The organism is Streptomyces venezuelae, assembly GCF_008642355.1.
In the GTDB taxonomy this organism is placed as follows: Bacteria; Actinomycetota; Actinomycetes; order Streptomycetales; family Streptomycetaceae; genus Streptomyces; species Streptomyces venezuelae_B.
In genome coordinates, this window is sequence record NZ_CP029193.1 from 917,643 (window position 1) to 941,754 (window position 24,112).

General features: G+C 70.6%; 18 protein-coding genes and 1 pseudogene. 8 read left to right on the forward strand and 11 right to left on the reverse strand.

Features of this window, described 5'->3' with window-relative positions; translation table 11 throughout:
• Positions 1–170: 170 nt before the first annotated feature.
• The 5 genes from DEJ47_RS03990 (at position 171) to DEJ47_RS04010 (ending at position 5,685) form a co-directional block, all read left to right on the forward strand.
• Positions 171–1,346, forward strand: coding sequence for an alpha-hydroxy-acid oxidizing protein (locus DEJ47_RS03990; RefSeq protein ID WP_150164978.1), 1,176 nt, complete (start codon positions 171–173; stop codon positions 1,344–1,346).
• An 86-nt stretch (positions 1,347–1,432) separates the two neighbouring features.
• Positions 1,433–2,953: an MFS transporter gene (locus DEJ47_RS03995; RefSeq protein ID WP_150164980.1), complete on the forward strand. Its 1,521-nt coding sequence runs from the start codon at positions 1,433–1,435 to the stop codon at positions 2,951–2,953.
• A gap of 116 nt (positions 2,954–3,069) precedes the next feature.
• Positions 3,070–4,380 (forward strand): ricin-type beta-trefoil lectin domain protein, encoded by a 1,311-nt coding sequence (locus DEJ47_RS04000; RefSeq protein ID WP_223828222.1) that lies wholly within the window; start codon positions 3,070–3,072, stop codon positions 4,378–4,380.
• A gap of 103 nt (positions 4,381–4,483) precedes the next feature.
• Entirely contained in the window at positions 4,484–4,966 is a 483-nt protein-coding gene (locus tag DEJ47_RS04005) for an Lrp/AsnC family transcriptional regulator (protein WP_150164982.1), read from the forward strand.
• A gap of 26 nt (positions 4,967–4,992) precedes the next feature.
• Positions 4,993–5,685, forward strand: a complete 693-nt coding sequence (locus tag DEJ47_RS04010) for an HAD family hydrolase (protein ID WP_150164984.1) — start codon at positions 4,993–4,995, stop codon at positions 5,683–5,685.
• A 7-nt stretch (positions 5,686–5,692) separates the two neighbouring features.
• Here the strand turns inward: DEJ47_RS04010 and DEJ47_RS04015 are convergent, their stop codons facing one another.
• From DEJ47_RS04015 to DEJ47_RS04025, 3 genes are all read right to left on the reverse strand, one after another.
• Positions 5,693–6,976, reverse strand: a complete 1,284-nt coding sequence (locus DEJ47_RS04015) for a phosphatase PAP2 family protein (protein WP_150175425.1) — start codon at positions 6,974–6,976, stop codon at positions 5,693–5,695.
• 161 nt (positions 6,977–7,137) lie between these two features.
• Positions 7,138–8,553, reverse strand: a complete 1,416-nt coding sequence (aspA, locus tag DEJ47_RS04020) for an aspartate ammonia-lyase (protein ID WP_150164986.1) — start codon at positions 8,551–8,553, stop codon at positions 7,138–7,140.
• A gap of 159 nt (positions 8,554–8,712) precedes the next feature.
• The gene (locus DEJ47_RS04025) at positions 8,713–9,735 is read right to left on the reverse strand and encodes an asparaginase (protein WP_223828223.1); all 1,023 of its coding nucleotides are present in this window, start codon (positions 9,733–9,735) and stop codon (positions 8,713–8,715) included.
• A gap of 141 nt (positions 9,736–9,876) precedes the next feature.
• Between DEJ47_RS04025 and DEJ47_RS04030 the strand changes: the two genes are divergently transcribed.
• Both DEJ47_RS04030 and DEJ47_RS04035 read left to right on the forward strand, forming a co-directional pair.
• Positions 9,877–10,332: an Lrp/AsnC family transcriptional regulator gene (locus tag DEJ47_RS04030; RefSeq protein WP_150164990.1), complete on the forward strand. Its 456-nt coding sequence runs from the start codon at positions 9,877–9,879 to the stop codon at positions 10,330–10,332.
• A gap of 137 nt (positions 10,333–10,469) precedes the next feature.
• Positions 10,470–11,531 carry a chitinase gene (locus DEJ47_RS04035; protein WP_150164992.1) on the forward strand — a complete coding sequence of 354 codons (1,062 nt, stop codon included), beginning with the start codon at positions 10,470–10,472 and terminating at the stop codon, positions 11,529–11,531.
• Here DEJ47_RS04035 and DEJ47_RS04040 read toward each other — a convergent pair.
• Positions 11,524–12,444 carry a LysR substrate-binding domain-containing protein gene (locus DEJ47_RS04040; RefSeq protein WP_150164994.1) on the reverse strand — a complete coding sequence of 307 codons (921 nt, stop codon included), beginning with the start codon at positions 12,442–12,444 and terminating at the stop codon, positions 11,524–11,526. The two genes, DEJ47_RS04035 and DEJ47_RS04040, sit on opposite strands and share 8 nt — an antisense overlap.
• A gap of 158 nt (positions 12,445–12,602) precedes the next feature.
• Between DEJ47_RS04040 and DEJ47_RS04045 the strand changes: the two genes are divergently transcribed.
• The gene (locus DEJ47_RS04045; protein ID WP_150164996.1) at positions 12,603–13,613 is read left to right on the forward strand and encodes an aldo/keto reductase; all 1,011 of its coding nucleotides are present in this window, start codon (positions 12,603–12,605) and stop codon (positions 13,611–13,613) included.
• A gap of 17 nt (positions 13,614–13,630) precedes the next feature.
• Here the strand turns inward: DEJ47_RS04045 and pulA are convergent, their stop codons facing one another.
• The 7 genes and pseudogenes from pulA to DEJ47_RS04080 form a co-directional block, all read right to left on the reverse strand.
• Positions 13,631–16,351 (reverse strand): pullulanase-type alpha-1,6-glucosidase, encoded by a 2,721-nt coding sequence (gene pulA, locus DEJ47_RS04050; protein ID WP_150164998.1) that lies wholly within the window; start codon positions 16,349–16,351, stop codon positions 13,631–13,633.
• Positions 16,352–16,474: 123 nt separating this feature from the next.
• A pseudogene (locus DEJ47_RS04055) lies at positions 16,475–17,872 on the reverse strand (alpha-amylase family glycosyl hydrolase); the annotation flags it as partial.
• Between the two features lie 131 nt (positions 17,873–18,003).
• Positions 18,004–19,059: a LacI family DNA-binding transcriptional regulator gene (locus DEJ47_RS04060; RefSeq protein ID WP_150165002.1), complete on the reverse strand. Its 1,056-nt coding sequence runs from the start codon at positions 19,057–19,059 to the stop codon at positions 18,004–18,006.
• A complete protein-coding gene (locus DEJ47_RS04065; RefSeq protein ID WP_150165004.1) occupies positions 19,056–20,759 on the reverse strand; it encodes a glycoside hydrolase family 13 protein in 1,704 nt (567 codons plus the stop codon). The genes DEJ47_RS04060 and DEJ47_RS04065 overlap by 4 nt, the downstream gene beginning before the upstream one ends.
• 104 nt (positions 20,760–20,863) lie before the next feature.
• Positions 20,864–21,751 (reverse strand): sugar ABC transporter permease, encoded by an 888-nt coding sequence (locus tag DEJ47_RS04070; protein ID WP_190415727.1) that lies wholly within the window; start codon positions 21,749–21,751, stop codon positions 20,864–20,866.
• Positions 21,752–21,756: 5 nt separating this feature from the next.
• Positions 21,757–22,767: a carbohydrate ABC transporter permease gene (locus tag DEJ47_RS04075; protein ID WP_150165005.1), complete on the reverse strand. Its 1,011-nt coding sequence runs from the start codon at positions 22,765–22,767 to the stop codon at positions 21,757–21,759.
• Between the two features lie 23 nt (positions 22,768–22,790).
• Positions 22,791–24,062, reverse strand: coding sequence for an extracellular solute-binding protein (locus tag DEJ47_RS04080; RefSeq protein WP_150165007.1), 1,272 nt, complete (start codon positions 24,060–24,062; stop codon positions 22,791–22,793).
• Positions 24,063–24,112: the final 50 nt, after the last annotated feature.

Sequence of the window (24,112 nt, forward strand, 5' to 3'; positions counted from 1 at the left end):
GCGACCTGTCCTGCCTCACGGTGATGCCCTCGCGCACAGATCATCAATCCGCTCGCCGGCACTTCCGTGAGCATCCGCCGGACCGCATATGACCGCGGCGCATTGACCCTGACATCGGCTTCGAACAACACTGAGCGGCCATCCGATCCTCCGCACCGGGAAGGCCGCCCATGCACCCGACGCCCCGCCCCTTCAAGGACTACCAGGACGAGATCTACCTCGACGGTCTGCGCGGCGTCGTCCCGGAGTACCCGATGACGTACGCGGGGTGGGAGGCGCGGGCCCATGCCGCGATGCCGCCCTCGGTCGTCTCGTACGTCGCGGGCGGTGCGGGCGACGAGCGCACGCAGGACGCCAACGTCACGGCGTTCGAGCGGTGGGGGCTCATCCCGCGCATGCTCGTGGGGGCCGCGGAGCGCGACCTGTCCGTCGACCTGTTCGGCATGACGCTGCCCTCGCCGCTGTTCATGGCGCCCATCGGTGTCCTGGGCATCTGTACGCAGGACGGACACGGTGATGTGGCGACCGCGCGGGCGGCCGCGCGGACCGGGGTCCCGATGATCGCCTCCACCCTGTCCGCCGACCCGATGGAGGAGGTCGCCGCCGAGTTCGGCGGGACGCCCGGCTTCTTCCAGCTGTACACGCCGACCGACCGCGCGCTCGCCGAGAGTCTGGTGCGCCGGGCGGAGAAGTCCGGGTTCAAGGGCATCGTCGTGACCCTGGACACCTGGATCACCGGCTGGCGCCCGCGCGACCTGGTCACCTCCAACTTCCCCCAGCTGCGCGGCCACTGCCTGGCCAACTACACGAGCGACCCGGTGTTCCGCGCGCAGTTGCCCGCCGACCCCGAGCACGACATGCAGTCCGCGGTGCTCAAGTGGGTGCAGGTCTTCGGCAATCCGCTGACGTGGGACGACCTGCCGTGGCTGCGCTCGCTGACCTCGCTGCCCCTGATCGTGAAGGGGCTCTGCCACCCCGAGGACGTGCGCCGGGCCAGGGACGGCGGCGTGGACGGCATCTACTGCTCCAACCACGGCGGCCGCCAGGCCAACGGCGGACTCCCCGCGCTCGACGTACTGCCCGCGGTCGTCGAGGCCGCCGAGGGGCTGCCCGTCCTCTTCGACTCGGGGGTGCGCAGCGGCGCGGACATCGTCAAGGCCGTGGCGCTCGGCGCCACCGCGGTGGGCGTGGGCCGCCCGTACGCGTACGGGCTCGGCATGGGCGGGGCCGCCGGTGTCACGCACGTACTGCGCTCGCTCCTCGCCGAGGCCGACCTCCTGATGGCGGTCGACGGCTATCCGACGCTCGCGGACCTCACGCGGGAGGCGCTCCAGCGCGTGCAGTGATGCCTGCGCACCGGGCGGCCCGGTAGACACTTACACGTTTCCTGTGAGACATTTATGTCTCATTCGAAACTGAGGTGTTACTCCACATGTCCCCGCAGCGTGATCCACGGCGCTGGGCCGTCCTCGCGATCCTCTCCGGCAGTCTCCTGCTGATCGCCATGGACACCACGATCCTGAACGTCGCCTTCCCCTCCCTCGTCGCCGATCTGCGGCCCAGCTCCGTGCAGCAGCTGTGGATCATCGACGTCTACGCCCTCGTGCTCTCCGGTCTCCTGGTGACCGCGGGCGCGCTCGGCGACCGGTGGGGCCGCAAGCGGCTGCTGCTGATCGGCTTCGGCGTCTTCGCCGCCGCCTCGCTGCTCGCCGTCTTCGCGACCGCCGCGTGGCAGGTCATCGCCGCCCGCGCGCTGCTCGGCGCCGGCGGCGCGACGATCATGCCCGCCACCCTGTCGATCCTGCGGAACGTCTTCACCGACGCCCGCGAACGCGCCCTCGCCTACGCGGTGTGGTCGGCCGTCTTCGGCGGCGGCATGGCGCTCGGCCCGGTCGTCGGCGGTCTCCTCGTCGAGCACGACGGCTGGCAGTCGGCGTTCCTGGTCAACATCCCCGTCGCGCTGGTGATCATCGCGCTCGGCCTGTGGATCCTGCCCGAGTCCCGGCAGCCCCGCGAGGGCCGCTGGGACTGGTGGGGCGTCGCCCAGTCCGTCGTCGGCATGCTCGCCCTCGCGGGCGGCATCAAGCAACTCGGCAAGGGCGGCCCCGCCGACCCCGCCGCCTGGGCGCTCCTCGCCGTCGCCGCGGTGACCCTCACGGTCTTCGTACGCCGCCAGCTGCGCCTTCCCCACCCGCTGCTGCGGGTGCGGCTCTTCGCGTCCCGGCCTTTCGCCATCGCCGCCGCCTCGATCTTCCTCGGCATGATCGCGCTCGGCTCGGCGCTGTTCCTCATCACCCAGTGGTTCCAGTACGGGGAGGGCTACAGCCCTCTGGAAGCAGGCGTCCGGCTGCTGCCCGCGCCGCTCGGCCTGGTCCTGACCTCGCTGGTCACCCCGGCGCTGATGCACCGTCTGCCGATCCGTCACGTCATGGGCGGCGGGCTGCTCCTGATGACGGCGGGACTCTCCCTGCCGTGGCTGCTCCAGCTGTCGGGGCCGCTCGGCTACGGCGGCGTCGCCGTGGCGCTCGGTGTGCTCGGCTGCGGCGTCGGCATCGCGACGACCGCCGCTTCCGTGACGCTCATGGCCGCCACCCCGGCCGAGGACGTCAGCGGCGCGGCGGCGGTCGAGGAGACCTGTTACGAGCTGGGCGCCGCGATGGGCGTGGCCGTGCTCGGCAGCATCGCCACCGCCCTGTACCGCGTGAACCTGCCCGACCTGGGTCTCGCGGCGGACACCGCGGCGTCCGTGAGCGACTCGATCGGCGAGGCCGCCCGCGTCGCGTCCGACCTCACGGGCCCGGCCGGTGCCGAGCTCCTGTCACGGGCCGCCGACGCGTTCACCTCCGGGATGACCCCTACGTTCCTGATGGCGGCCGCGCTGCCGCTGGCCGCCGCGGCGCTCACCTGGGCGAAGATCCCGAAGGACCTGCGCCCGACGGAGGACGCACACTGACCGGACGTCCGGCGGGGCACAACTGGCAACAACCGTCCCCCAGTTCACGCCTATCATCGGTGCGTCTGTTCGACAGTGACGCACCGATGACTCGGCAGTGAGAGGACAACGGGGAATTGAGTTCCATACGCAAGCGCGGCGCCCGCAAGCGCCGCATGGCGATGGCCGCCGTGGGCGCCGCGGCGGCCGTCGTGGCGGGGGTCCAGCTGTCGCCCGCCGCCTTCGGCACCGGCGGCGACGACGAGCCGACGGCTGCGCGTCCGGCCGCGGGGACGCGGGACTTCGGCGCCACCCGCTCCGACGGCACGACGTTCGAGAACGGCGTCATGTCCCTGAAGTCGACGCCCGTGGCCCGCTCCGCGGCGCCGTCCGCCTCGTCCGGGCGTGCCGCCGCCGCCCCGCACGGCACGGGCTGGCAGTCGGGCGGCGCCTCGAAGTACCTCTCCACCGGCTACACGATCAAGTTCTACGACAAGAAGTCCGCGGACTGGCTGGCGCCGTACGTGAAGAAGTCCGCCGCCGACCTCCAGCGCGTCACGGCGCTTCCCGTGAAGGTCGACACGCGGCCGGTCGGCTGGGACTACGTCCGGCCCAAGGGCGAGATCCTCGTCGGTGTGCTGCACCGGCCCTGCGTCCCGCCGGCCGACGGGGGTTCGCAGGGCTGGAAGGTGGTCCGTGACGGCTCCGGCAGCAAGAACCTGAGCTGCGGCTTCTACGCCTCGTCCGTCGCCGACACGGTGACCAGCGGGCACGCGTACATCGACGACGAGTTCCTGACGTCGGCCGGCAAGCCCGCCCCGTCCATGGGCGAAACGTATTTCCGCAACCACATCAGCCACGAGCTCGGCCACACGATGGGCCTGGCGCACGCCAACCGCAGCGCGACCCGCGGCGACTGCGTCAAGGGGTCGGACTCCGGCCAGTTCCCGGTGATGTGCACACCCACCAACGCGTACCAGGACAAGCGCGCGGGCACCTACGTCCAGCAGTACGACATGCAGGGCCTGCGCCACCTCGCGCGCGGCGGCGGCGCGGTGCTGCCCCCGCAGGGCAAGGTGACCGGCATCGGCCGCAAGTGCCTCGACGTCAAGGGCGGCAAGGCGGCCAACGGCACGCAGATCCAGATCTTCACCTGCAACAGCGGCCCCGGGCAGTCCTGGATCCCGCAGCAGGACGGCACGGTCCGCGCGCTCGGCAAGTGCCTGGACAACTACCGCAACGCGAGCACGAACGGCAACAAGATCTCCCTGTACGACTGCAACGGCGGCGCGTCCCAGCGCTGGAAGATCAACGCCAAGGGGCAGATCGTGCACGTCGCGTCCGGCAAGGTCCTCGACGTGAAGGGCGGCTCCACCGCCGACGGCACCAAGGTCCAGCTGCACGCGGCGAACACGTACAAGCGGCAGATCTGGGTCACGCCCACGTAGCGCACCCGTGGCGCACCCCGGTGGGCGGGCGCGTCCGCAGGTACGGCCGAAGCGGCTACAGTCACCTGCGATCACCCCCGCCCACCTGGGAGAACCTCGGACCATGGCCGTCGACGAACTCGACACCCGCATCCTCCGGCTGCTGCTCGAACAGCCTCGCACCAGCCTGCGCGAGTACGCCCGCGTCCTCGGCATCGCCCGCGGCACGCTCCAGGCCAGGCTCGACCGCATGGAGCGGGACGGCGTGATCACCGGCACCGGGCCCTTCCTCTCCCCCGCCGCGCTCGGTCACCCTGTGCTCGCCTTCGTCCACATCGAGGTCACGCAGGGGCACCTGGACGAGGTGGGGGACGCGCTCGCCGCCGTGCCCGAGATCATCGAGGCGCACTCGATCACGGGCGGCGGCGACCTCCTGACCCGCGTCGCGGCCCGCGACAACGGGCACCTGGAGGACGTCGTGCAGCGGCTGATCAACCTGCCGGGGGTCGTCCGCACACGGACGGAGATGGCGCTGCGGGAGCGGGTGCCGCACCGGCTGCTCCCGCTGGTCGAGTCGGTCGGCAGGTCGGTCGGCGGACAGGTTTGACCTGGCGGTTTGGCATGCTGGAGGGCATGAGCACCTTCGGCAGGACCGCGGTCGTCCTCGACCTCGACGGCACCCTCGTGGACAGCGAGCCCAACTACTACGAAGCGTCGCGGGCCCTGCTCGCCGACTTCACGGGCCGGGAGTACACCTGGGCCGACAACGAGCAGTACGTCGGCATCAGCTCCCACGAGACGCTCGCGCTCTGGAAGCGGGAGTACGGGATACCGGCGTCCGTGGCCGAGCTGCTCGCCGACCTCGACCGCCGCTATCTGGAGCTGGCGCGCGCCCGGACCCCCGTCTACCCGGAGATGCGCAAGCTCGTCGAGCGGCTGCACGACGCGGGTGTGCCGATGGCCGTGGCCTCGGGTTCCTCACGGGCGGCCATCGGGGCGATCCTCGCCGGGACGGGCCTGGACGCGCAGTTGACGACGTTCGTCTCCGCCGAGGAGGTGCCGCGCGGCAAGCCCGCGCCGGACGTGTTCCTCGCGGCGGCCGCGCTGCTCGGCGTGGAGCCCGCGGACTGCGTGGTCTTCGAGGACGCGGCGCCGGGCGCCGCGGCGGCGCACGCGGCGGGCATGCGCTGCGTCGCGATCCCCTATGTCGCCGCCCACGCGGACGACCCGGCCTTCGCGGGTGCGGAGCTGCTGTTCCGGGGCGGGCAGGAGGAGTTCACGGCGCAGGCCGCACTGGACGTGCTGGCGGCGGGCCGAGGTCGCTGAGAACAGCTCAGACCAGCTCGGGCTGCGGCCCCGGTTCGGCCGGGACAGGCTTCGGTTCCCACAGCCTGGTCGTCCACACGTAGCCCTGGACCACCGAGGCCATCGCGAGGATGAGCAGCGGTCCCGCCACCCACGGGTACTCGGCCATCTGCACCGGCAGATAGCGGTACGACACCAGGAGCGCGGCGAACACGCCGGTGCCGTAGGCGACGAGCCGGACGGCCGACCGGTCCCAGCCGCGGTCGAACGCGCGCATCGCCGCGTCGATGGTGAACGCGAACACGACACCCGCGATGAGGTCGGCGCCGTAGTGGTAGCCGAAGCCCAGGGTGGCGCCGAGCGTCGCGATCAGCCAGAAGGTACCGGCGTACCGCAGCAGGCGCGGGCCCTTGCGGGAGTGGATGAAGATCGCGGTGGCCCATGCCGTGTGCAGGCTGGGCATGCAGTTGCGCGGGGTGAACCCGTCGTACGGCATCGCGTGCGGGGCGGTGAGGGGCGGCGCCGTGTGCGGCCACAGCTCGGCGAGCGCCCACTGGCTGCCACCGGTGCCGAAGGCCCCCTCGCCGTACGCGAAGATCGGCCCGACCACGGGGAACACCATGTAGATGGCCGGCCCGACCAGACCGATCACCAGGAAGGTGCGCACCAGGTAGTGGCCGGGGAAGCGGCCCTCGGTGGCGACGTTGCGCAGTTGGTAGAGCGAGACGCAGACCGCGGCCACCGCGAGCTGGATGTAGACCCAGTCCAGGACGGTCGAGCCGACCGGCCCGGTCGCCTCGACCATGCGGCCCACCAGCCACGACGGGTTGCCCAGCGCGTGGTCGGCGACGGCGACGTACGGGTCGAGGACCGTCGGGCGGGTCTTCGAGGTGATGAGCAGCCAGGCGTCACCGGTCTTGCGGCCCGCCACGAGCAGCAGGCCGAGGCCGACGCCCTTGAGGAGCAGCACCCGTTCCGGTCCGGTGCGGCGGGTGACGGCGATGACCCCGCAGCCCAGGATCACCCACAGCGCGCCGTTGCCGAACATCATGTCGGCGCCGACGGCGAGGCGCACCAGGAAGAAGACGACGTCGATGCCGACGGCGACACCGAAGGCGATGAGCCGCTGCCGCCAGGTGAGCACGACCATCATCAGCGCCATGCTCGCGTACAGCAGCGGCCCCGACTTCGGCGCGAAGATCACCTCGCTCGCCTGGTTGGCGATCGGCCCCGGCAGGCCGTAGTGCCGCGAGGCGATCTCCAGCGCGACGAGGAACCCGAGGGTCACCACGCCCGCCGCGGTCCACAGCATCACCCGGGGGCGACGCAGGGCAGAGATCAACCGGGTGCGGTCTTTGCGCGGAGATATCCGCGGTGCTTCAGATATCAATGGTCTGGCCGTTTGTTAGGTGCGTGGGCTGAAATAGTCCACTCTCGCCGGGGTCGGATCATGCTATCCGAGCACGGCCGGGGTCAGGCAGCTCCCGCCACCCGCTCCGGGGTGAGCAGCTCGGCGAGGCGCTCCGCGGGCAAAAGGCCCTTCTCCAGAACCAGTTCGGCGACGCCCCTGCCGGTGCTCAGGGCCTCCTGGGCGATCTCGGTGGCCGCGGTGTACCCGATGTGCGGGTTGAGCGCGGTGACCAGGCCGATGGAGGTCTCCACCGAGGCGCGCAGCACCTCCGTGTTGGCGGTGATGCCGGTCACGCACCGCTCGGCGAGCGTCAGGCAGGCGGCGCGCAGCGAGGTGATGCTCTTGGCGAGGGAGTGCAGGATGACCGGCTCGAACGCGTTGAGCTGGAGCTGACCCGCCTCGGCGGCCATGGTGATGGTGACGTCGTTGCCGATCACCTCGAAGGCGACCTGGTTGACGACCTCGGGGATGACCGGGTTGACCTTGCCCGGCATGATGCTCGACCCGGCCTGCACCGGCGGCAGATTGATCTCGTTGAGCCCCGCGCGCGGGCCGGACGAGAGGAGCCGCAGGTCGTTGCAGCTCTTGGAGAGCTTGACCGCGATGCGCTTCAGGACGCCGGACAGGTGCACGAAGGCGCCGCAGTCCTGGGTCGCCTCGACGAGGTTGGCCGCGGTCACCAGCGGCATGCCGGTGATCTCTGCGAGGTGGCGGCGGGCCGTCTCCGCGTACCCGGCGGGGGCGTTGAGGCCGGTGCCGATGGCGGTGGCGCCGAGGTTGATCTCGTGGATGAGCTCGACGGCCTCCGCGAGCCGTGCGCGGTCCTCGTCGATCATCACGGCGTACGCGGAGAACTCCTGGCCGAGCGTCATCGGCACGGCGTCCTGGAGCTGGGTGCGTCCCATCTTCAGGACGTCGCGGAACTCCAGGGCCTTCGCGGCGAACGCGTCCTGCACGACCGCCATGGCGCGCAGCAGCCCGTGGACGGCGCTGACCGTCGCGACCTTCACGGCGGTCGGATACACGTCATTGGTGGACTGGCTGAGGTTGACGTCCTCATTGGGGTGCAGGTGCTCGTACGCGCCCTTGGGGTGCCCGAGGAGTTCGAGCGCCCGGTTGGCGACGACCTCGTTGGCGTTCATGTTGGTGGAGGTGCCGGCGCCGCCCTGGATGACGTCGACGACGAACTGGTCGTGCAGGTGCCCCGCACGGATCTCCCGGCACGCGGCGGCGATGGCGTCGGCCTTCGCCTTCGGGAGCAGGCCGAGCTCCTCGTTGGCACGGGCCGCAGCCTCCTTGACGGCGGCGAGCGCGTCGATGAGCTGCGGGTACACGGAGATGGGGATGCCTGTGATGGGGAAGTTCTCGGTGGCCCGGAGGGAGTGAATGCCCCAGTAGGCATCGGCGGGAACATCACGCTCCCCGAGCAGATCGTGCTCACGACGGAGGGCGGGGGTGGGGGCGGGGACGGTGCTCATGGTGATTACGTGATCTTTTCCGGGCGCGGGTGCGCCGCTTTGTTCTGTTGGGTGGGGGTGACGCGCCGGGTGCTTGATTCGGGGGCGGCGGGACAGCGTGCCGGTCAGGGGCGCGGGGAACTGCGCGACCGGCCACAACGGGCCCGCACACGCGAACGGTCAGGCGGCGGCAGCCTCTCCCCGCTCCAGGCCCGCCGAACCGACGACGTGCCGTAGGGCCGACACCCGCTCACCCACCCCGGAGGCCGAAAGAAGCGCCGCAAGCACCGCACTCCGCCCCTGCCCCGCCCGCAACGTCCCCGTGAGCACCGCTCCGGCCGCCGCGAGGTCGACCGCCCCGCCGTGGGTGTAGATCTCGGTGACGGGCCCGCCCTGAACACGCGTCGTCAGAGCGACCAGCACGCCCCGCTCGATCGCCGCCGTGACCGCGCCGACGAACTCGGGCGTCGCGTTGCCCGCCCCCGTGGCGACGAGCACGATGCCCTGCGCGCCCGCCGCGACGGCCGTCTCCACGAACAGGGGGTCCGCGTCCACGTGGTGCATGACCATGTCGATGCGCGGCAGGGTCACGTCGGCCGGGGGCAGCGGCAGCGGCGCGGGCCGCTGCGGCCGGCGCAGGATCGAGATCTTGCCGAAGCCGACCTTGCCGACGGGCGGCCCGGAGGGATCGGCGAACGCGTCGGCGGCGAGGGTCTGCGTCTTGACCGTGCCGCGCGCCGCGTGCACCTTGCCGTCGAAGACGACCAGCACACCGAGGTCACGCACGGTCGCGGCGGTGAGCAGCGCGTCGTACAGGTTGCCGGGGCCGTCGCCGTCCTCGGCGCCGAGCGGCTTCTGCGCTCCGGTGAAGACGACCGGCCGGGGGTCGTCGTGGTACAGGTCGAGGAGGAACGCGGACTCCTCGAGCGTGTCCGTGCCGTGGGTGACGACGATGCCGTCGACGCCGGGGTCGGCGAGGACCTGGTGCACGGTGCGCAGGAGGGTGAGCTGCTGGGCGGAGGTCAGGCGCGGACTGTTCACGTTGAACAGGTCGATGACCTCGGAGGTGATGTCCTGGGGTATCGCCGCCGTGGCGAGCACCTCGCGGCCGGGCGCGTCGGCGGCGAAACCGGTCCCCTGCCAACGGCTCGCGATCGTCCCGCCGGTGCTGATGACGACGATCCGTCGCGCCTGTGCTTCCACGTCCGTATACCTCCCAGGGAACCCGAGGACCATCAGCCCCCTGAGTGGTGGGCAGCCTCGCCGCAAGGATAGGTCGAACATTGCGCAATGTGTTTGCCAAATTCGAAGGCTTGTGCAATATGCGTGGTGGATAATTGCGCCATGGACGACATCGACCGCAACATCTTGCGCGAGCTGCAGAACGACGGCCGACTGACCAATCAGGAGTTGGCCGCGCGCGTCGGCCTCAGCGCGTCGCCCTGCATGCGCCGGGTGCGTCAGCTGGAGCTGGACGGGGTGATCCAGGGATATCGCGCGGTCGTCGCCCCGGAGGCGGTCGGCCGAGGCTTCGAGGTGCTGGTCTCCATCGAGGTGCGCCGCGACCGCGAGACCGTCGAGGCGTTCGAGGCGGCACTCCAGGACATTCCGGACGTCATCGAGGCGCACCGCCTGTTCGGCAGCCCCGGCTGCCTGCTGCGCATCGCGGTGGCGGACCTGGCGGCGTACGAGCGGCTGTGGATCGAGCGGCTCACCACGCTGGCCGGGGTCACCGAGGTCAACTCGCAGATCATCATGAAGCGGATCAAGGAACCGCAGGGCCTGCCGGTGGACGGCTGAGCGCGGTCCGGTGGACTCCACCGAACCCCCAACCGCCCTTTGGTACAGACCTATTGACGCCTGGTCCGTACCAGCCTAGGTTGACGCACCGCACGAGGCACGTCTCCGCACCCCCCACCGCACCCAGGGAGCACCGCGTGATCGGTCGGACGTTGAGCCTGCTGGGGTCAGCCCTGGCACTGGCCTGTGTCGCACAGCTGCCCGCCGCCACGGCGGCCCCCGCCTCCGCCCCCGCCGCCCCACAGGCCGACACCTGCGCGGTCAAGCCGAAGCCGGCGGGCAAGGTGCTCCAGGGGTACTGGGAGAACTGGGACGGCGCGGCCAACGGCGTGCACCCGCCGTTCGGCTGGACCCCCATCACCGACAGCCGCATCAAGCAGCACGGCTACAACGTCATCAACGCGGCCTTCCCCGTGATCCGCTCCGACGGCACCGTCCTGTGGGAGGACGGCATGGACGCGACGGTGAAGGTCGCGACGCCCGCCGAGATGTGCCAGGCGAAGGCGGACGGCGCGACCATCCTGATGTCCATCGGCGGCGCGACGGCGGGCATCGACCTGAACTCCACCGCCGTCGCCGACCGTTTCGTCGAGACGATCGTGCCGATCCTGAAGAAGTACAACTTCGACGGCATCGACATCGACATCGAGACGGGCCTGGTGGGCAGCGGCAACATCAACCAGCTGTCGCCCTCCCAGTCCAACCTGATCCGCATCATCGACGGCGTGCTCGCCCGCATGCCCGCGGGCTTCGGCCTCACGATGGCCCCCGAGACGGCGTACGTCACCGGCGGCAGCGTCGTCTACGGCTCGATCTGGGGCGCGTATCTGCCGATCATCAAGAAGTACGCGGACAACGGCCGCCTGTGGTGGCTGAACATGCAGTACTACAACGGCAGCATGTACGGCTGCTCCGGCGACTCCTACTCCGCGGGCACCGTGCAGGGCTTCACCGCCCAGACCGACTGCCTCAACAAGGGCCTGAACATCCAGGGCACCACCATCAAGGTCCCCTACGACAAACAGGTCCCCGGCCTCCCCGCCCAACCGGGCGCAGGCGGCGGCTACATGTCCCCGACCCTCGTCTCCCAGGCCTGGAACCGCTACAACGGCGCCCTCAAGGGCCTGATGACGTGGTCGATCAACTGGGACGGTTCGAAGGGCTGGACGTTCGGCGACAACTTCAAGCGGATCAGCTGACCCCTTCCTGATCCCGCTCGCCGGACCCCGCCGCCAGCACCGTCTCGCGGAACGACGTGACGACCGGGCGCAGGTCGATCCGGTGCCACACCGCCCACAGTCGGACGGACCGCCGGAACCAGGGGAGTTCGCGGACCGTCACCCCCTCCGTGCCGCCGCGCACCATGCTCCTCTGCACGAACGCGAGGCCGAGCCCGGACGCCACCAGGCCCAGCGCGGTCAGTGGCTCCGGGGCCTCGAAGCGGATGTCGGGGGCGAATCCGGCGGCGGCGCACGCGGCGACGAAGTCGTCGCGCCAGACGTGGTCCGTGCCGTCCTCGACGGCGATCCAGGGCAGGCCGTCGAGATCCTCGGGCCGCACCTCGTCCGCGTCGGCGAGCGGATGGCCCCCGGGCACGGCCAGGAGGAGCGGGTCCGCCAGGAGGAGCGCGGCGCGCAGGTCGGGATCCTCCTCGGGTGGCGCCTCCTGGACCAGGGCGATGTCCAGGCTGCGCCGGCGCAGGCCCTCGAACTGCTCGGGGGCGGTGAGGTCGTAGAGGGCCACGTGGATACCGGGGCGGCCCTCGTTGAGGGTGCGCAGGGCGCCGGGCAGCAGACCGGTGTGCATGGCGTCGCTCACGTACCCCACGCACAGACCGCCCTCGTCGCCGCGGCCGAGCCGCCGGCCGAGGTTCTCCAGGCGGTCCGCGTGCCGCAGCAGGGCGGTGGCCTCGGCGAGGAAGACGCGGCCGTCGGAGGTGAGCCGCAGGCGCTGTCGGCCGCGCTCGAAGAGCGTCAGTCCGAGGTTCTTCTCCAGCTGGGCGATCTGGCGGCTGAGCGGGGACTGCGAGATGTGCAGGCGCTCGGCGGCCCGTCCGACGTGCTCCTCCTCGCCCACGGTCACGAAGTAGCGCAGTTGTCGCAGGTCGAGCATGTAAGACCTCGGGGGACTCAAGTATGACCAAGCAAGTCTTGGACAGTCTGACCCGTCGATCCTAACCTCGAAGGAGCAAGAGCCGCGGGAAAGGACGAATCCGTCCATATCAGCCCGCCAGTTCCCCCCACGTCCGCGACGCAAGGATTTTTCACAGCATGGGTATCGCTCCCCTCCTCCCCGGCCGTCTCGGCTTCGGCACCGCCCCGCTCGGCAACATGTTCCGCGCCATCCCCGACGACGAGGCCCGCGCCACCGTCGAGGCCGCCTGGGACCACGGCATCCGCTACTTCGACACGGCGCCCTTCTACGGCGCCGGACTCGCGGAGACCCGGCTCGGCGAGGTACTCGCCGGCAAGCCCCGCGACTCCTACGTCCTGTCCACCAAGGTCGGCCGCGTCATCCTGGACGAGCACGAGACCGACACGCCCGACTTCGGTGAGAAGGGCGGCCTCTTCGAGCACGGCAATCCGAACAAGATCGTGCACGAGTGGACGGCCGACGCCACCGAGCGCTCCATAGAGGACAGCCTGAAGCGCCTGGGAACCGACCGACTCGACATCGTCTGGGTCCACGACATCGCCCAGGACTTCCACGGCGACCAGTGGCTGCAGAAGTTCGAGGAGGCCCGCACCGGCGCCTTCCGCGTCCTGACCCGGCTGCGCGACGAAGGCGTGATCAGGGCGTGGGGCCTGGGCGTCAACAAGACCGAGCCCATCGAGCTGACCCTCGCCCTGGACGAGCCGCGCCCCGACGGCTTCCTCCTCGCCGGCCGCTACACCCTCCTCGACCACGACCACGCCCTCCAGCGGCTGCTGCCCGCGGCGCGGGAACAGGGCGTCGACATGGTCGTCGGCGGCCCCTACAGCTCCGGCATCCTCGCGGGCGGCACCCACTTCGAGTACCAGGAGGCGCCCGCCGAGATCGTCGAGCGCGTCGGCCGCCTGAAGTCCCTCGCCGACAAGCACGGCGTGAGCATCAAGGCAGCCGCTCTGCAGTTCTCCCTCGCCCACCCGGCGACCGCCGCCGTCATCCCCGGCGCCACCCGCCCCAGCCGCATCGCCGAGGACACGGCCGCCCTGGGCGAGGAGATTCCCGAGGCGTTCTGGACGGAGCTGCGGGCCGCGAACCTCGTCAGCCCGGCCGCCCCGCTCCCCCACGGCGCCTGACCCTTCAGGCGCCGCGTTCAGCCGCGCTTGAACACCGCGACCGTACGCGCCGGGACGGAGAACGTGCCCGAACTCCGTTCGTACGCCGATGACGTGACGGTACGGTCCGAGCCCGAGCGCTGGATCGGGTGCAGGGCGTAGCGGGTGCCCCGTGCCGCGACGACGCGCTGCCGCTGGGTCTGCGGGCCCGCGTTGAATACCACGACGAGGTCGCCGAGCTTCATGGTGATGACGCCGGGGGTTTCGTCGGCGGTCCCGGACAGCGGGAAGGACAGCTCCGACTGGACCTTCCCGGTCGTGGCCAGGGAGAAGGCAGGTTCGGTCGTCCGGATGCGCAGCAGGTCCCTGTACGCGCCCGACGTGCCGTCAATGTCCCCGCAGTCGGGGGTCAGTTCGGACGTGGACGACAGGAGGGGCTTGGCGTAGGGCCACTTGTCCTTGTTGTCGGCGGCCGGGGGCAGGCCGCGGCCGAAGCCGTTGCCCGCGCGGCAGTCCCAGTTGATCGTGTTGAACCAGTCGCCGCTGTCGAAGGAGTTGCGGTCCAGGGACTTGGAGCGCAGCAGGTCCGTGCCCGCCTGGGAGAGCGCCGGGCCCTGGGAGAGAGCGGCGGTCGCCATGGCGAGGACCTGCATGCGGGCCCGGTCACCGGTTGTCGTGTCCTTGGGCAGCTTGAAGGCGAGCGCGTCGTACAGCGATTCGTTGTCGTGCGCGTCGGCGTAGGAGAGCGCGTCGCCGGGCTGCGCCGCGTATCCGGCGGGGACGCCGTTGTAGTCGACGTCCGCGCCCTTGACCGTACGTCCCGCAGAGTCCCTGAAGGTGTAGTCGGCGAGGTTGCCGGTCAGGCCGACCTTGATGAGGTCCTGGTAGTGCAGGAGGCGGGCCTTCTGTTCGGCCGGGGTGCCGTTCGACTTCGAGGCGTTCGGCTCGGTGTACAGGCCGCTGGCGAAGCCCTGCACGCCCGGGTCGCCGTCGAACGGGCCGCCGCCGCGCAGCGCGTCGCGCGACCGGTCCGAGAACGTCGCGATGCCGGTGCCCGCCATGTTCCTCTGCGTGGCCTGGACGAAGCGGGCGTCGTCGGCTACCTCGCCGAAGTTCCACCCCTCCCCGTACAGGATGATGCTCCTGCCGTCGACGCCGTCCTTCGCGGGGGTCAGCGCGTCGAGTGCCTTGCGGACGGCGAGGATGTTGGCCTTCGGGTGGTGTCCCATCAGGTCGAAGCGGAAGCCGTCGACCTTGTACTCCCGCGCCCACGTCACGACCGAGTCGACGACGAGCTTGCCCATCATCGCGTTCTCGGGCGCCGTGTTGGCGCAGCACGTGGAGGTGGCGACCGCGCCGTCGGCGTCCAGGCGCTGGTAGTAGCCGGGCACGATCCTGTCGAGCACGGACTTGTCGGACTGGCCGCTCGCGACGGTGTGGTTGTAGACGACGTCCATCACCGTGCGCAGTCCCGCGCTGTTGAGGCCTTGCACCATCTTGCGGAACTCCACGGTGCGGCGGGTGCCTTCGGGGTCGCTCGCGTACGAACCTTCCGGGACCGTGTAGTGCAGCGGGTCGTAGCCCCAGTTGTACGCGTCCTTGCCCGCGCTCTTGGTGACGCACGCCTGCTGCTCCTCGGAGTCGGCGGCGTACGCGGGCAGGTCGCAGTCCGGCGTGGTCTGTCCGGAGGCGCGCTCGGGGACGGTGCCCATGTCGAAGACCGGCAGCAGGTGTACGTACGACGTGCCGGCGCGGGCCAGGCGGCGCAGGTGCTTCATGCCGTCGGACTGCTCGTCCGTGAACGCCAGGTACTTGCCCGGGTGGTCCGACGTGCGGTCCGCGACGGAGAAGTCCCTGACGTGGAGCTCCTGGATCTGCGCGTCACGCAGGGGGGTCGCTTTCGGCTTGCGCAGCCCGGCCCAGCCCTTGGGGGCGAGCTCCGGGGCGGTGAGGTCCACGGCGAGGCTGTGTTCGGAGTCGGTGGTGAGCGCGGTGGAGTAGGGGTCGGTGACCTTGTTGGTGACGACCTTGCGGACGCTCGGCGCCCACACCTTCACGACGTACCGGTAGGCCTTGCCCGACCAGCTGCCGGGCCCGGTCGCCGACCAGACGCCGGAGGCGCGGTCCCGGTGCATCCTCACCGTGCGACCGCCGATGTCGAGGGAGACCTTCTGGGCGGTGGGGGCCCAGACGTCGAGAGTGACGCGGCCGTGCGCGAAGCGGGGGCCGAGGGCGGCCCTGGTGGCGGCCGGGCCGTACAGGTCGTCGAGGACGCCCTGGATCTGTACGCCGGTCGCGGAGCGCAGGGTGCCGTCGGCGGACCGGGCGGTGGCGACGAGCCGGCCGGTGAGGGCGGTGCGGGCGAGGTGACGGTCGCGGGGATCGACGGTGAAGGCGGCGTAGCCCTTGAGGTGCGGGAACTTGGCTTTCTGCGCGTCGGTGAGGCCGCCGCCGTCCGCCGGGGTGAGGCGCAGCCGGTGCGCCGCTCCCCCGATGTCGCCGTTCTCGACCGTGAGGCCGCCGTGGGGTGCGTACAGGAGCTCGTGGCGGGTCCCCGTGCCCCGGTCCCAGGCGACGGTGTTCCTGTCGATCCACTGGGCCCGCGACGTCGACAGGTCGAGCGGGTCGGCCTGCTCGGCCGCGGCGGACGGCGCCGAGGGCGCCGTCGGTACGGCGGTCGCCGTCGCCGCCAGGGGCACGGTGGCGGCGAGCAGGGCGAGGGCCACGGTCACGGCGGCGCGGCGCGGGGAGCCGGTCACGGCGGTTACTCCTTCAGTGCTGGGGAAGGTGGTGCGGCCGCCCGGCAGCGGGGACACGGATGGGCCGGGCGGCCGGTCTTGGGGGGCCGGCCCCGGGAGGCCGGCCCTCGGGGAAGCCGGTCAGCAGTTCTTGGCCCCGGTGTGCAGTGCGAGGGCCGTGTTCGGGGCGACGGACGCCGTGAACTGTCCCGAGCCGTTCACGCTGACGCGCCTGCCGCTCTGCACGTCGCAGTACGTGCCCGCCGCCAGGGAGGTCTGGAAGGTGCGGTTGACGGTGGACCCTTCGTGGTTGATGACGACGTACGCCTTGTCGCCGCGGCCGAAGGCGATGGTGTTGTTGCCGTTGTCCCACCAGTTGGTGACGGACGCGCCGCGCGCGGTGTTGCGGAACTTGACCATCCCGCGGATCTCCGGCCAGGCGTGCTGGCACTTCCAGCCGTCGCTGTAACAGGTCTTCACCTGGCCGCCGTTGGGCGAACCGGCGTCGTTGCTGCTGAACTCGTAGCCGGAGTGGACGTCGGGAGAGCCATAGGGCCAGGCCAGCATGAAGACGTGCGCGAGGGTGTAGTTGGCACCGTCCTTGTAGTTGAGGGTCTGGCCGTGGCGCTCGGTGTCGTGGTTGGTGACGAACACGGAGCTGGTGCCGCCCGGCATGTAGCCCCAGCCCTCGCCGTAGTTCTTCAGGTAGGCGAGCTTCTCGCTGTTGAAGACGCGCTTGAGGTCCCAGGCGTACCGGAACTCCTGCGGGTCGCCGGTCGCGGTGTACTCGCTCGGGGAGACGGGCTCACCGGCCCCGAACAGCGTCTCCTGCTTCCAGTGGACGCCCGGGTTGCTCAGCCGCGACTTGATGTTCTTCAGGTCGTCGACGGGGATGTGCTTGGCCGCGTCGATGCGGAAGCCGTCGACGCCGAGCGACAGGAGGTCGTTGAGGTACGTGGCGATGCGGCCGCGCACGTAGTTCTCACCCGTGTCGAGGTCGGCGAGGCCTCCCAGCTCGCAGTGCTGGACGTTCCAGCGGTCCTGGTAGTTGCTGATGGGGGTCTTGCAGTCGTCCATGTCGGCGGACGAGTACGTGCCCGGGTAGTCGTACTTGGTGAAGCGGGAGCCCGCCGAGCCGGTACCGGACGCATTGGTCATGTGGTTGATCACCGCGTCGGCGACGACCTTCACACCGGCCGCGTGACAGGTGTCGACCATGCTCTTGAACGCGGCGCGGTCGCCGAGCCGGGTGTCGATCCTGTAGCTGACCGGCTGGTACGCGGCCCACCAGGCGTCCCCCTGGAGGCGCTCCTGGGGCGGCGACACCTGCACGTACCCGTAACCGTCCGGGCCGAGCCGGTCCGTACAGGCCTTGGCGACGGACTTGAAGTTCCACTCGAAGAGGACGGCGGTGACGTCCTTGCCGCCGGGCGGGGCTGCCTGCGCCGCAGGGGCTCCGGCGACGACACTGCCCGCGAGACCCGCCATGAGGGCGAGCGCGGTCGCGACGGGTCTGCGGCTCTTCGTGGTCCGGCCGGTCATGGGGTACCTCCTGCACGTAGGGAGAACCTTCAGCAAGTGCTTCCTCGAGCGAGAACCCCTCTTAGCAAGTCCTTGCAGCAAGTCCGCACAAGTTGTTGCGGGTTGGACCGTATGGCGCCCCCCGCATGGGGTCAACCCTCTGGACACACTCCGGTCGAACCGCGCACGACCAGCTCCGGCTGGAACACGAACTCCGTGCGCTGCACGGGGTTTCCGTCGATCTCCTCCAGGAGCGCGCCCACGGCGGCGGTCGCCATGGCCTGCACCGGCTGGCGCACGGTGGTCAGCGGCGGGTCGGTGAAGGCGATGAGCTGGGAGTCGTCGAAGCCGACGACGGAGACGTCGCCGGGCACGGTGAGGCCGCGTTCGCGCACGGTCCGGACGGCACCGAGCGCCATCAGGTCGCTGCCGCACACCATCGCCGTGCATCCGAGGTCGAGCAGGGCACCGGCCGCGGCCTGCCCGCCCTCGACCGTGAACAGTGTGCGCTGCACGAGGCGTTCGGCCTCCGCCCGCGGCAGCCCGAGCATGCCGTGCAGGGCCGCCGTGAACCCCTCCGCCTTGCGGCGCGAGGGCACGTACCGGGTCGGTCCGATGGCCAGGCCTATCCGCTCGTGCCCGAGGTCGACGAGGTGGCGTACGGCCATGCGCACCGCGGAGCGGTCGTCGGGCGAGACGAAGGAGACCGGGATGTCCTCGTTGTAGCCGTTGACGAGGACGAAGGGCACTTTGCGGTGCGCCAGTTCGCGGTAGCGGGCGGTGTCGGCCGTCATGTCGGCGTGCAGGCCCGACAGGAAGATGATGCCGCTGACCCCGCGGTCCTCCAACTGTTCGACGAGCTCGTCCTCGGTGGCGCCGCCCGGCATCTGCGTACAGAGCATCGGGGTGTAGCCGTGTCCTGCCAGGACCTGCTCGATGACCTGCGCGAAGGCGGGGAAGATCGGGTTGGTCAGCTCGGGGATGACCAGGCCGACGAGTCCGGCGCTGCGTCGTTTCAGGCGGGTGGGGCGTTCGTAGCCGAGGACGTCGAGGGCGGCGAGGACTCTGCGCCTGGTGCCGTTCGCGACCCCCGCCTTGCCGTTCAGGACCCGGCTCGCGGTGGCCTCGCTGACGCCGGCCTGGGCCGCGATGTCCAGGAGCCGCGGGGCGCCCCGGTGGGCGTCCCGCGGCGCGGAGGGCAGCGTCACACCGCCCACCAGACGGTGGTGTCGGCGGGCAGGTGCACGGTTCCGTCCGACACCTCCGCCTCCTCGCTGCCGAGCAGGACGCGGCCCGGAGCCGGGATCCTGACCGTCTCGGCGGTGGTGTTCACGGTGCACACGAAGCCCTCGCGGGCGAAGGCGAGCACGCCGTCGGGGGCGTCGAGCCACTCGACGGTGCCGCCCGCGCCGAGCCCGGCCTCCGCGCGGCGCACGGCGAGCGCGCTGCGGTAGAGCTCCAGGGTCGAGCCGGGGTCGCCGGTCTGCGCCTGCACGCTCAGCTCACCCCAGCCCTCGGGCTGCGGAAGCCAGCTGCCGCCCGTGCCGAAGCCGTACGACGAGCCTTCCGTCGTCCACGGGATGGGCACCCGGCAGCCGTCCCGGAAGCCGTCCTGTCCCGCGGCGCGGAGGAACGACGGGTCCTGGCGCACCTCGTCGGGCAGGTCGGTGACGTCGGGCAGGCCGAGCTCCTCGCCCTGGTACAGGTAGGCGGAGCCGGGCAGCGCCAGCATCAGCAGCGTCGCCGCGCGGGCGCGGCGCAGGCCGAGCTCGCGGTCGCCGGGGGTGCGCAGCTGGGTGCCGAGGCCGGGCGGGTTGGCGAGGCGGGTGGCGTGCCGGGTCACGTCGTGGTTCGAGAGGACCCAGGTGGCGGGGGCGCCCACGGGTCCCATCGCGGCCAGCGACACGTCGATGACCTCGCGCAGCTCGGCGGCGTCCCAGGAGGTGCCGAGGTACTGGAAGTTGAAGGCCTGGTGCATCTCGTCGGGCCTGACGTACTGAGCGGCCCGCTCGACGGTCGGCGTCCACGCCTCGGCGACGAGGATCCGCCCACCCGTCTCCCGCCGCCGCCCTTCTGAGGAAGGCCCTCCGGGCCCCAGTTCGTTTCCGGCGTACTCCTCCAGAACCTGCCGCCAGCTGCGGTAGATCTCGTGCACGCCGTCCTGGTCGAAGAACGGCATGGTGTCGTTGCCGAGCAGCTTGAGCTGGTCGTGGCGGCCGATGTCGGGGAGGCCGGCCTGCTTGACCAGTCCGTGGGCCACGTCGACGCGGAAGCCGTCGACGCCCATGTCGAGCCAGAACCGCAGGATGGAGCGGAACTCGTCCTGGACTGCGGGGTGTTCCCAGTTGAAGTCGGGCTGCTCGGGAGCGAAGAGGTGGAGGTACCACTCGCCGTCGGGCACCCGGGTCCAGGCGGGGCCGCCGAAGATGGACTCCCAGTCGTTGGGCGGGAGTTCGCCGTCGGCGCCCTTGCCGGGGCGGAAGTGGTAGCGCTCGCGGAGCGGCGATCCGGGGCCCTCGCTCAGGGCGCGGCGGAACCAGTCGTGGCGGTCGGAGGAGTGGTTGGGCACCAGGTCCACGATGATGCGCAGGCCGAGCTCGTGGGCGTCGCGGATGACCGCGTCGGCGTCGAGGAGGCTGCCGAACATCGGGTCGATGGCACGGTAGTCGGCGACGTCGTATCCGGCGTCGGCCTGCGGCGAGGCGTAGAACGGGCTGAGCCAGACGGCGTCGACGCCGAGGTCCCTGAGGTACGGCAGCCGGCTGCGGATGCCCTCCAGGTCGCCCATGCCGTCGCCGTTGCCGTCGGCGAAGCTGCGCGGATACACCTGGTAGATCACCGCGTCGCGCCACCAGTCCGTGCGCGTCTCGGTGGTGGGGGCGGCAGGGGCAGCGAGATGCTGGGTCATGTCTTCCCTGGGGATCGAGTGTGGTGGGGGCGGCGCCGGACGGTGTCGGCCCGGCGCCGCCGACGTGGCGTGCGCACTGTGCGGTAGGAGTGCGGCCGGACGCCTCAGGACTTCGTCGCGCCCGCCGTCAGACCGGAGACCAGGTGGCGCTGTGCGAAGCCGAAGATCACCGCGGCGGGCACCGCCACGATCACCGCGGCCGCCGTCAGCGAACCCCAGTCGCTGGTGTACTGGTTGACGAAGGTCTGCAGGCCGCCGGCGAGCGTGAGGTTCTCCTCGCCGGTCATGAACGCGGACGCGTAGGCGACCTCGGCCCAGCCGGTGATGAAGCTGTAGAACCCGGTGACGGCGAGGCCGGGCTTGGCGAGCGGCACGATGAGCCGCCAGAAGGTGCCGAACGGGTTGAGTCCGTCCACCCGTCCCGCCTCGTCGATCTCGACCGGGATGGTGTCGAAGTACCCCTTCATCATCCAGGCGCAGAACGGCACGGCGATCGTCAGGTAGGTGACGACGAGGCCGACGGGCTGGTTGAGCAGCCCGAGACTGGCGAGCAGGTTGTACAGCGGCACGATGAGCACCGCGACGGGGAACATCTGGGTGATGAGGAGCAGCCACATCAGCGGCCGCATGCCGGGGAACTTGAAGCGGCTCACCGCGTACCCGGTCGTCGCCGCGATGAAGACGCCGATCACCGTGGTCAGGCCGACCACGACGAGGGAGTTGAGGAGCCAGTTCGGGAACTCGGTGTCGTTGAGGACGTGGTCGTAGTTGCCGAACGTGAAGTCCTTCACCAGGTCGGTGGAGAAGGCCTCGCTCTGCGGCTTGAACGACGTGACCAGGAGCCACAGGGGCGGCAGGACCGCGATGGCGCTGGCGAGCAGCAGCGTCACGTGCAGGGCGACCGAGGCGAGCGGGCCGCGCTCTTCGCGCCCCCGGGGCCTGCGCTTCTTCTCCGGGGCGGTCGTCGCCGGGGCCGTTTCCTTCGTTTCCACGGTGGTCACCAGACCTCTCCTTGCTTGCGCAGCGCGCGGCGGTAGGCCACCGCGATGATCGAAAGGAGGGCGAGGATGAGGACGCCCCAGGCCGCGGAGCCCGCGAAGTCGCGTGGGCTGACGACGAACGAGAGCCGGTAGGCGTACGTCACCAGGATCTCGGTGGCGTCTCCGGGTCCTCCCCTGGTGAGCAGGAAGATCACCGGGAACATGTTGAACGTCCAGATGCCGCTGATCAGGATGACCGTGCTGGCGACGGTCCGCAGGCCCGGCAGGGTGATGTGGCGGAACCGCTGCCAGGCGTTGGCGCCGTCCATCTCGGCCGCCTCGTACAGCTCGCCCGGGATGGACTGCAGCCCGCCGAGCATGGCGACCAGCATGAACGGCACGCCGAGCCAGACGTTGACGGTGATCACGGAGATCTTCGCCCAGGTCGGGTCGTTGAGCCACGGGATCGCGTCGATGCCGCCGCCCGCGAGGAGCTTGTTGAGGAGGCCCTTCTTCTCGTTGAAGAGCAGGCGCCAGGTGAAGACGGAGACGAAGGCGGGCACCGCCCACGGCAGGATCAGCGCCATCCGGTAGAAGGTGCGCCCCGCCAGCTTGCGGTTGAGCATGGTGGCGAGCGCGAGACCGAGCGCGAAGGACAGCGCGACGCAGGAGACGGTCCACACCACGGTCCAGGTGAGGCGGTCCCAGAAGACGCCGTCGGAGAGGATCGCCTGGTAGTTGTCGAGCCCGACGGACTCGTACGTGGCGGGGATGTCGTTGACACCGATGTGCCGCTCGACGTTCGCCTCGTTGGCGTTGGTCGTCGACAGATACATGCCGCGCACCAGCGGGTAGCCGACGATCACGCCGATCACGGTCACCACGGGGGCGACCATGGCCCACGCGTACCAGTGGGTGGCGAACGTCCTGCGCAGCCGCCCCGGATTCTTGCCGGGCCGGTGGCCGCGGCCGCGGATGCTCTCGGCATCCGCGGCCCTCACCACCGACTGGCCGGTCTCGACAGCCATGGGTCGGTCAGCCCTCCCTCTTCTTACTTGTAGTCCTTGAGGAGCTTGCGGTAGGCGTCACCGATGCCCTCGGCGCCCTTCTCGGGGGACGACTTGCCGCTGAGGACCTTCTCCAGCTGCAGGCGGATCGGCTCGAAGAGCGCGTTGGCCTCGGGAATCCACGGTCGCTGCACGGACTTGGCGACGGCGGGCTTGAAGAACTGCACCATCTGGTTGTCCTTGACGGACTTCACGTCGTAGACGGAGGTGCGGGTCGGCAGCAGGCTGAGCTGCTCGGTGGTCTGCTGCTGCACCTTGGCGGAGCTCATGTACTTGATGAACTCGTAGGCGGCGTCGAGGTTGCCGGAGCCGGCGTAGGCGGCGAGGTTCCAGCCGCCCTGCGGGGCGCCCTGGCGCTTGCTGCCGGCCGGGGCGGGGGCGACGCCGAGGTTGCCCTTGTCGCCCTTGAACTGCTTGCCCTGCAGGGCACCCTCGATCGACCAGGGGCCGTCGAGCGCCATGGCGACGTCGCCGTCCTTGAAGGCGTTGAGCTGGTTGTTGTAGCCGTCGCTCGCGTCGGTGACAGCCGCCTTGGAGTCGACCAGGTCCTTCATCACCGAGAAGGCCTTCGCGCCCTCGGGGTCGTCGACGGTGACCTTCTTGCTCTTGGTGTCGAGGAGGTCACCGCCCTCGCCGTAGAGGTACGGGAGGTAGTAGTACGGGTCGTCGCCGCGCAGGTACAGGCCGGTCTTGCCGGACTTCGACTTGATCTTCTTCGCGGCGGACTTCACCTCGTCGAAGGACTTCGGCACGTCGACGCCGGAGGCCTTGAGCATCTTCTTGTTGTAGAAGAGCGCGAGGGTATCGATGGTCTGCGGAGCGGCGTACGTCTTGCCCTTGAACTTCGTGCTCGCCGCGGCCTGCGGGAGGTAGTCGTCCGCCTTGTCGAGCGCGACGGTGTCGTCGAGCGGGGCGAGGTAGCCGAGCGAGGCGAAGTCCTGGGTCCAGGCGACCTCGGTGCGCATCACGTCGGGGGCGCCGGAGTTGCCGCCCGCGGCGTTCTTGAACTTGGCGTTGGCCTCGCCGAAGGGGACGTTCACATAGTTGACCTTGACGTCCGGGTGCAGCTTCTCGAAGCCCTTGGCGATCTTTTCGTACGCGCCCTTCTCGGCGTCGTTCGAGGTGTCCCAGAAGGTGACGGTGCCGGAGAGCTTCCCGCCCTTGCTCCCGCCGCTGCCTTCGTCGTCGCCCCCGCACGCTGCCGCTGTCATGGCCAGGGCCGCGATCAGCCCGGTGGCCGCAATGCCACGCCGCATGTGAACTCCTTCAACTGATCCCGGAATCACGGGGAGACGAAGAGGTGCCT

Excerpts from the sequence above, each read along its gene's own strand:
- DEJ47_RS03990 (WP_150164978.1), top strand. The coding sequence starts at position 171 with ATGCACCCGACGCCCCGCCCCTTCAAGGACTACCAGGACGAGATCTAC.
- DEJ47_RS03995 (WP_150164980.1), top strand. The coding sequence starts at position 1,433 with ATGTCCCCGCAGCGTGATCCACGGCGCTGGGCCGTCCTCGCGATCCTC.
- DEJ47_RS04005 (WP_150164982.1), top strand. The coding sequence starts at position 4,484 with ATGGCCGTCGACGAACTCGACACCCGCATCCTCCGGCTGCTGCTCGAA.
- DEJ47_RS04010 (WP_150164984.1), top strand. The coding sequence starts at position 4,993 with ATGAGCACCTTCGGCAGGACCGCGGTCGTCCTCGACCTCGACGGCACC.
- DEJ47_RS04015 (WP_150175425.1), bottom strand. The coding sequence starts at position 6,976 with ATGCTGTGGACCGCGGCGGGCGTGGTGACCCTCGGGTTCCTCGTCGCG.
- aspA (WP_150164986.1), bottom strand. The coding sequence starts at position 8,553 with ATGAGCACCGTCCCCGCCCCCACCCCCGCCCTCCGTCGTGAGCACGAT.
- DEJ47_RS04030 (WP_150164990.1), top strand. The coding sequence starts at position 9,877 with ATGGACGACATCGACCGCAACATCTTGCGCGAGCTGCAGAACGACGGC.
- DEJ47_RS04040 (WP_150164994.1), bottom strand. The coding sequence starts at position 12,444 with ATGCTCGACCTGCGACAACTGCGCTACTTCGTGACCGTGGGCGAGGAG.
- DEJ47_RS04045 (WP_150164996.1), top strand. The coding sequence starts at position 12,603 with ATGGGTATCGCTCCCCTCCTCCCCGGCCGTCTCGGCTTCGGCACCGCC.
- DEJ47_RS04065 (WP_150165004.1), bottom strand. The coding sequence starts at position 20,759 with ATGACCCAGCATCTCGCTGCCCCTGCCGCCCCCACCACCGAGACGCGC.
- DEJ47_RS04075 (WP_150165005.1), bottom strand. The coding sequence starts at position 22,767 with ATGGCTGTCGAGACCGGCCAGTCGGTGGTGAGGGCCGCGGATGCCGAG.
- DEJ47_RS04080 (WP_150165007.1), bottom strand. The coding sequence starts at position 24,062 with ATGCGGCGTGGCATTGCGGCCACCGGGCTGATCGCGGCCCTGGCCATG.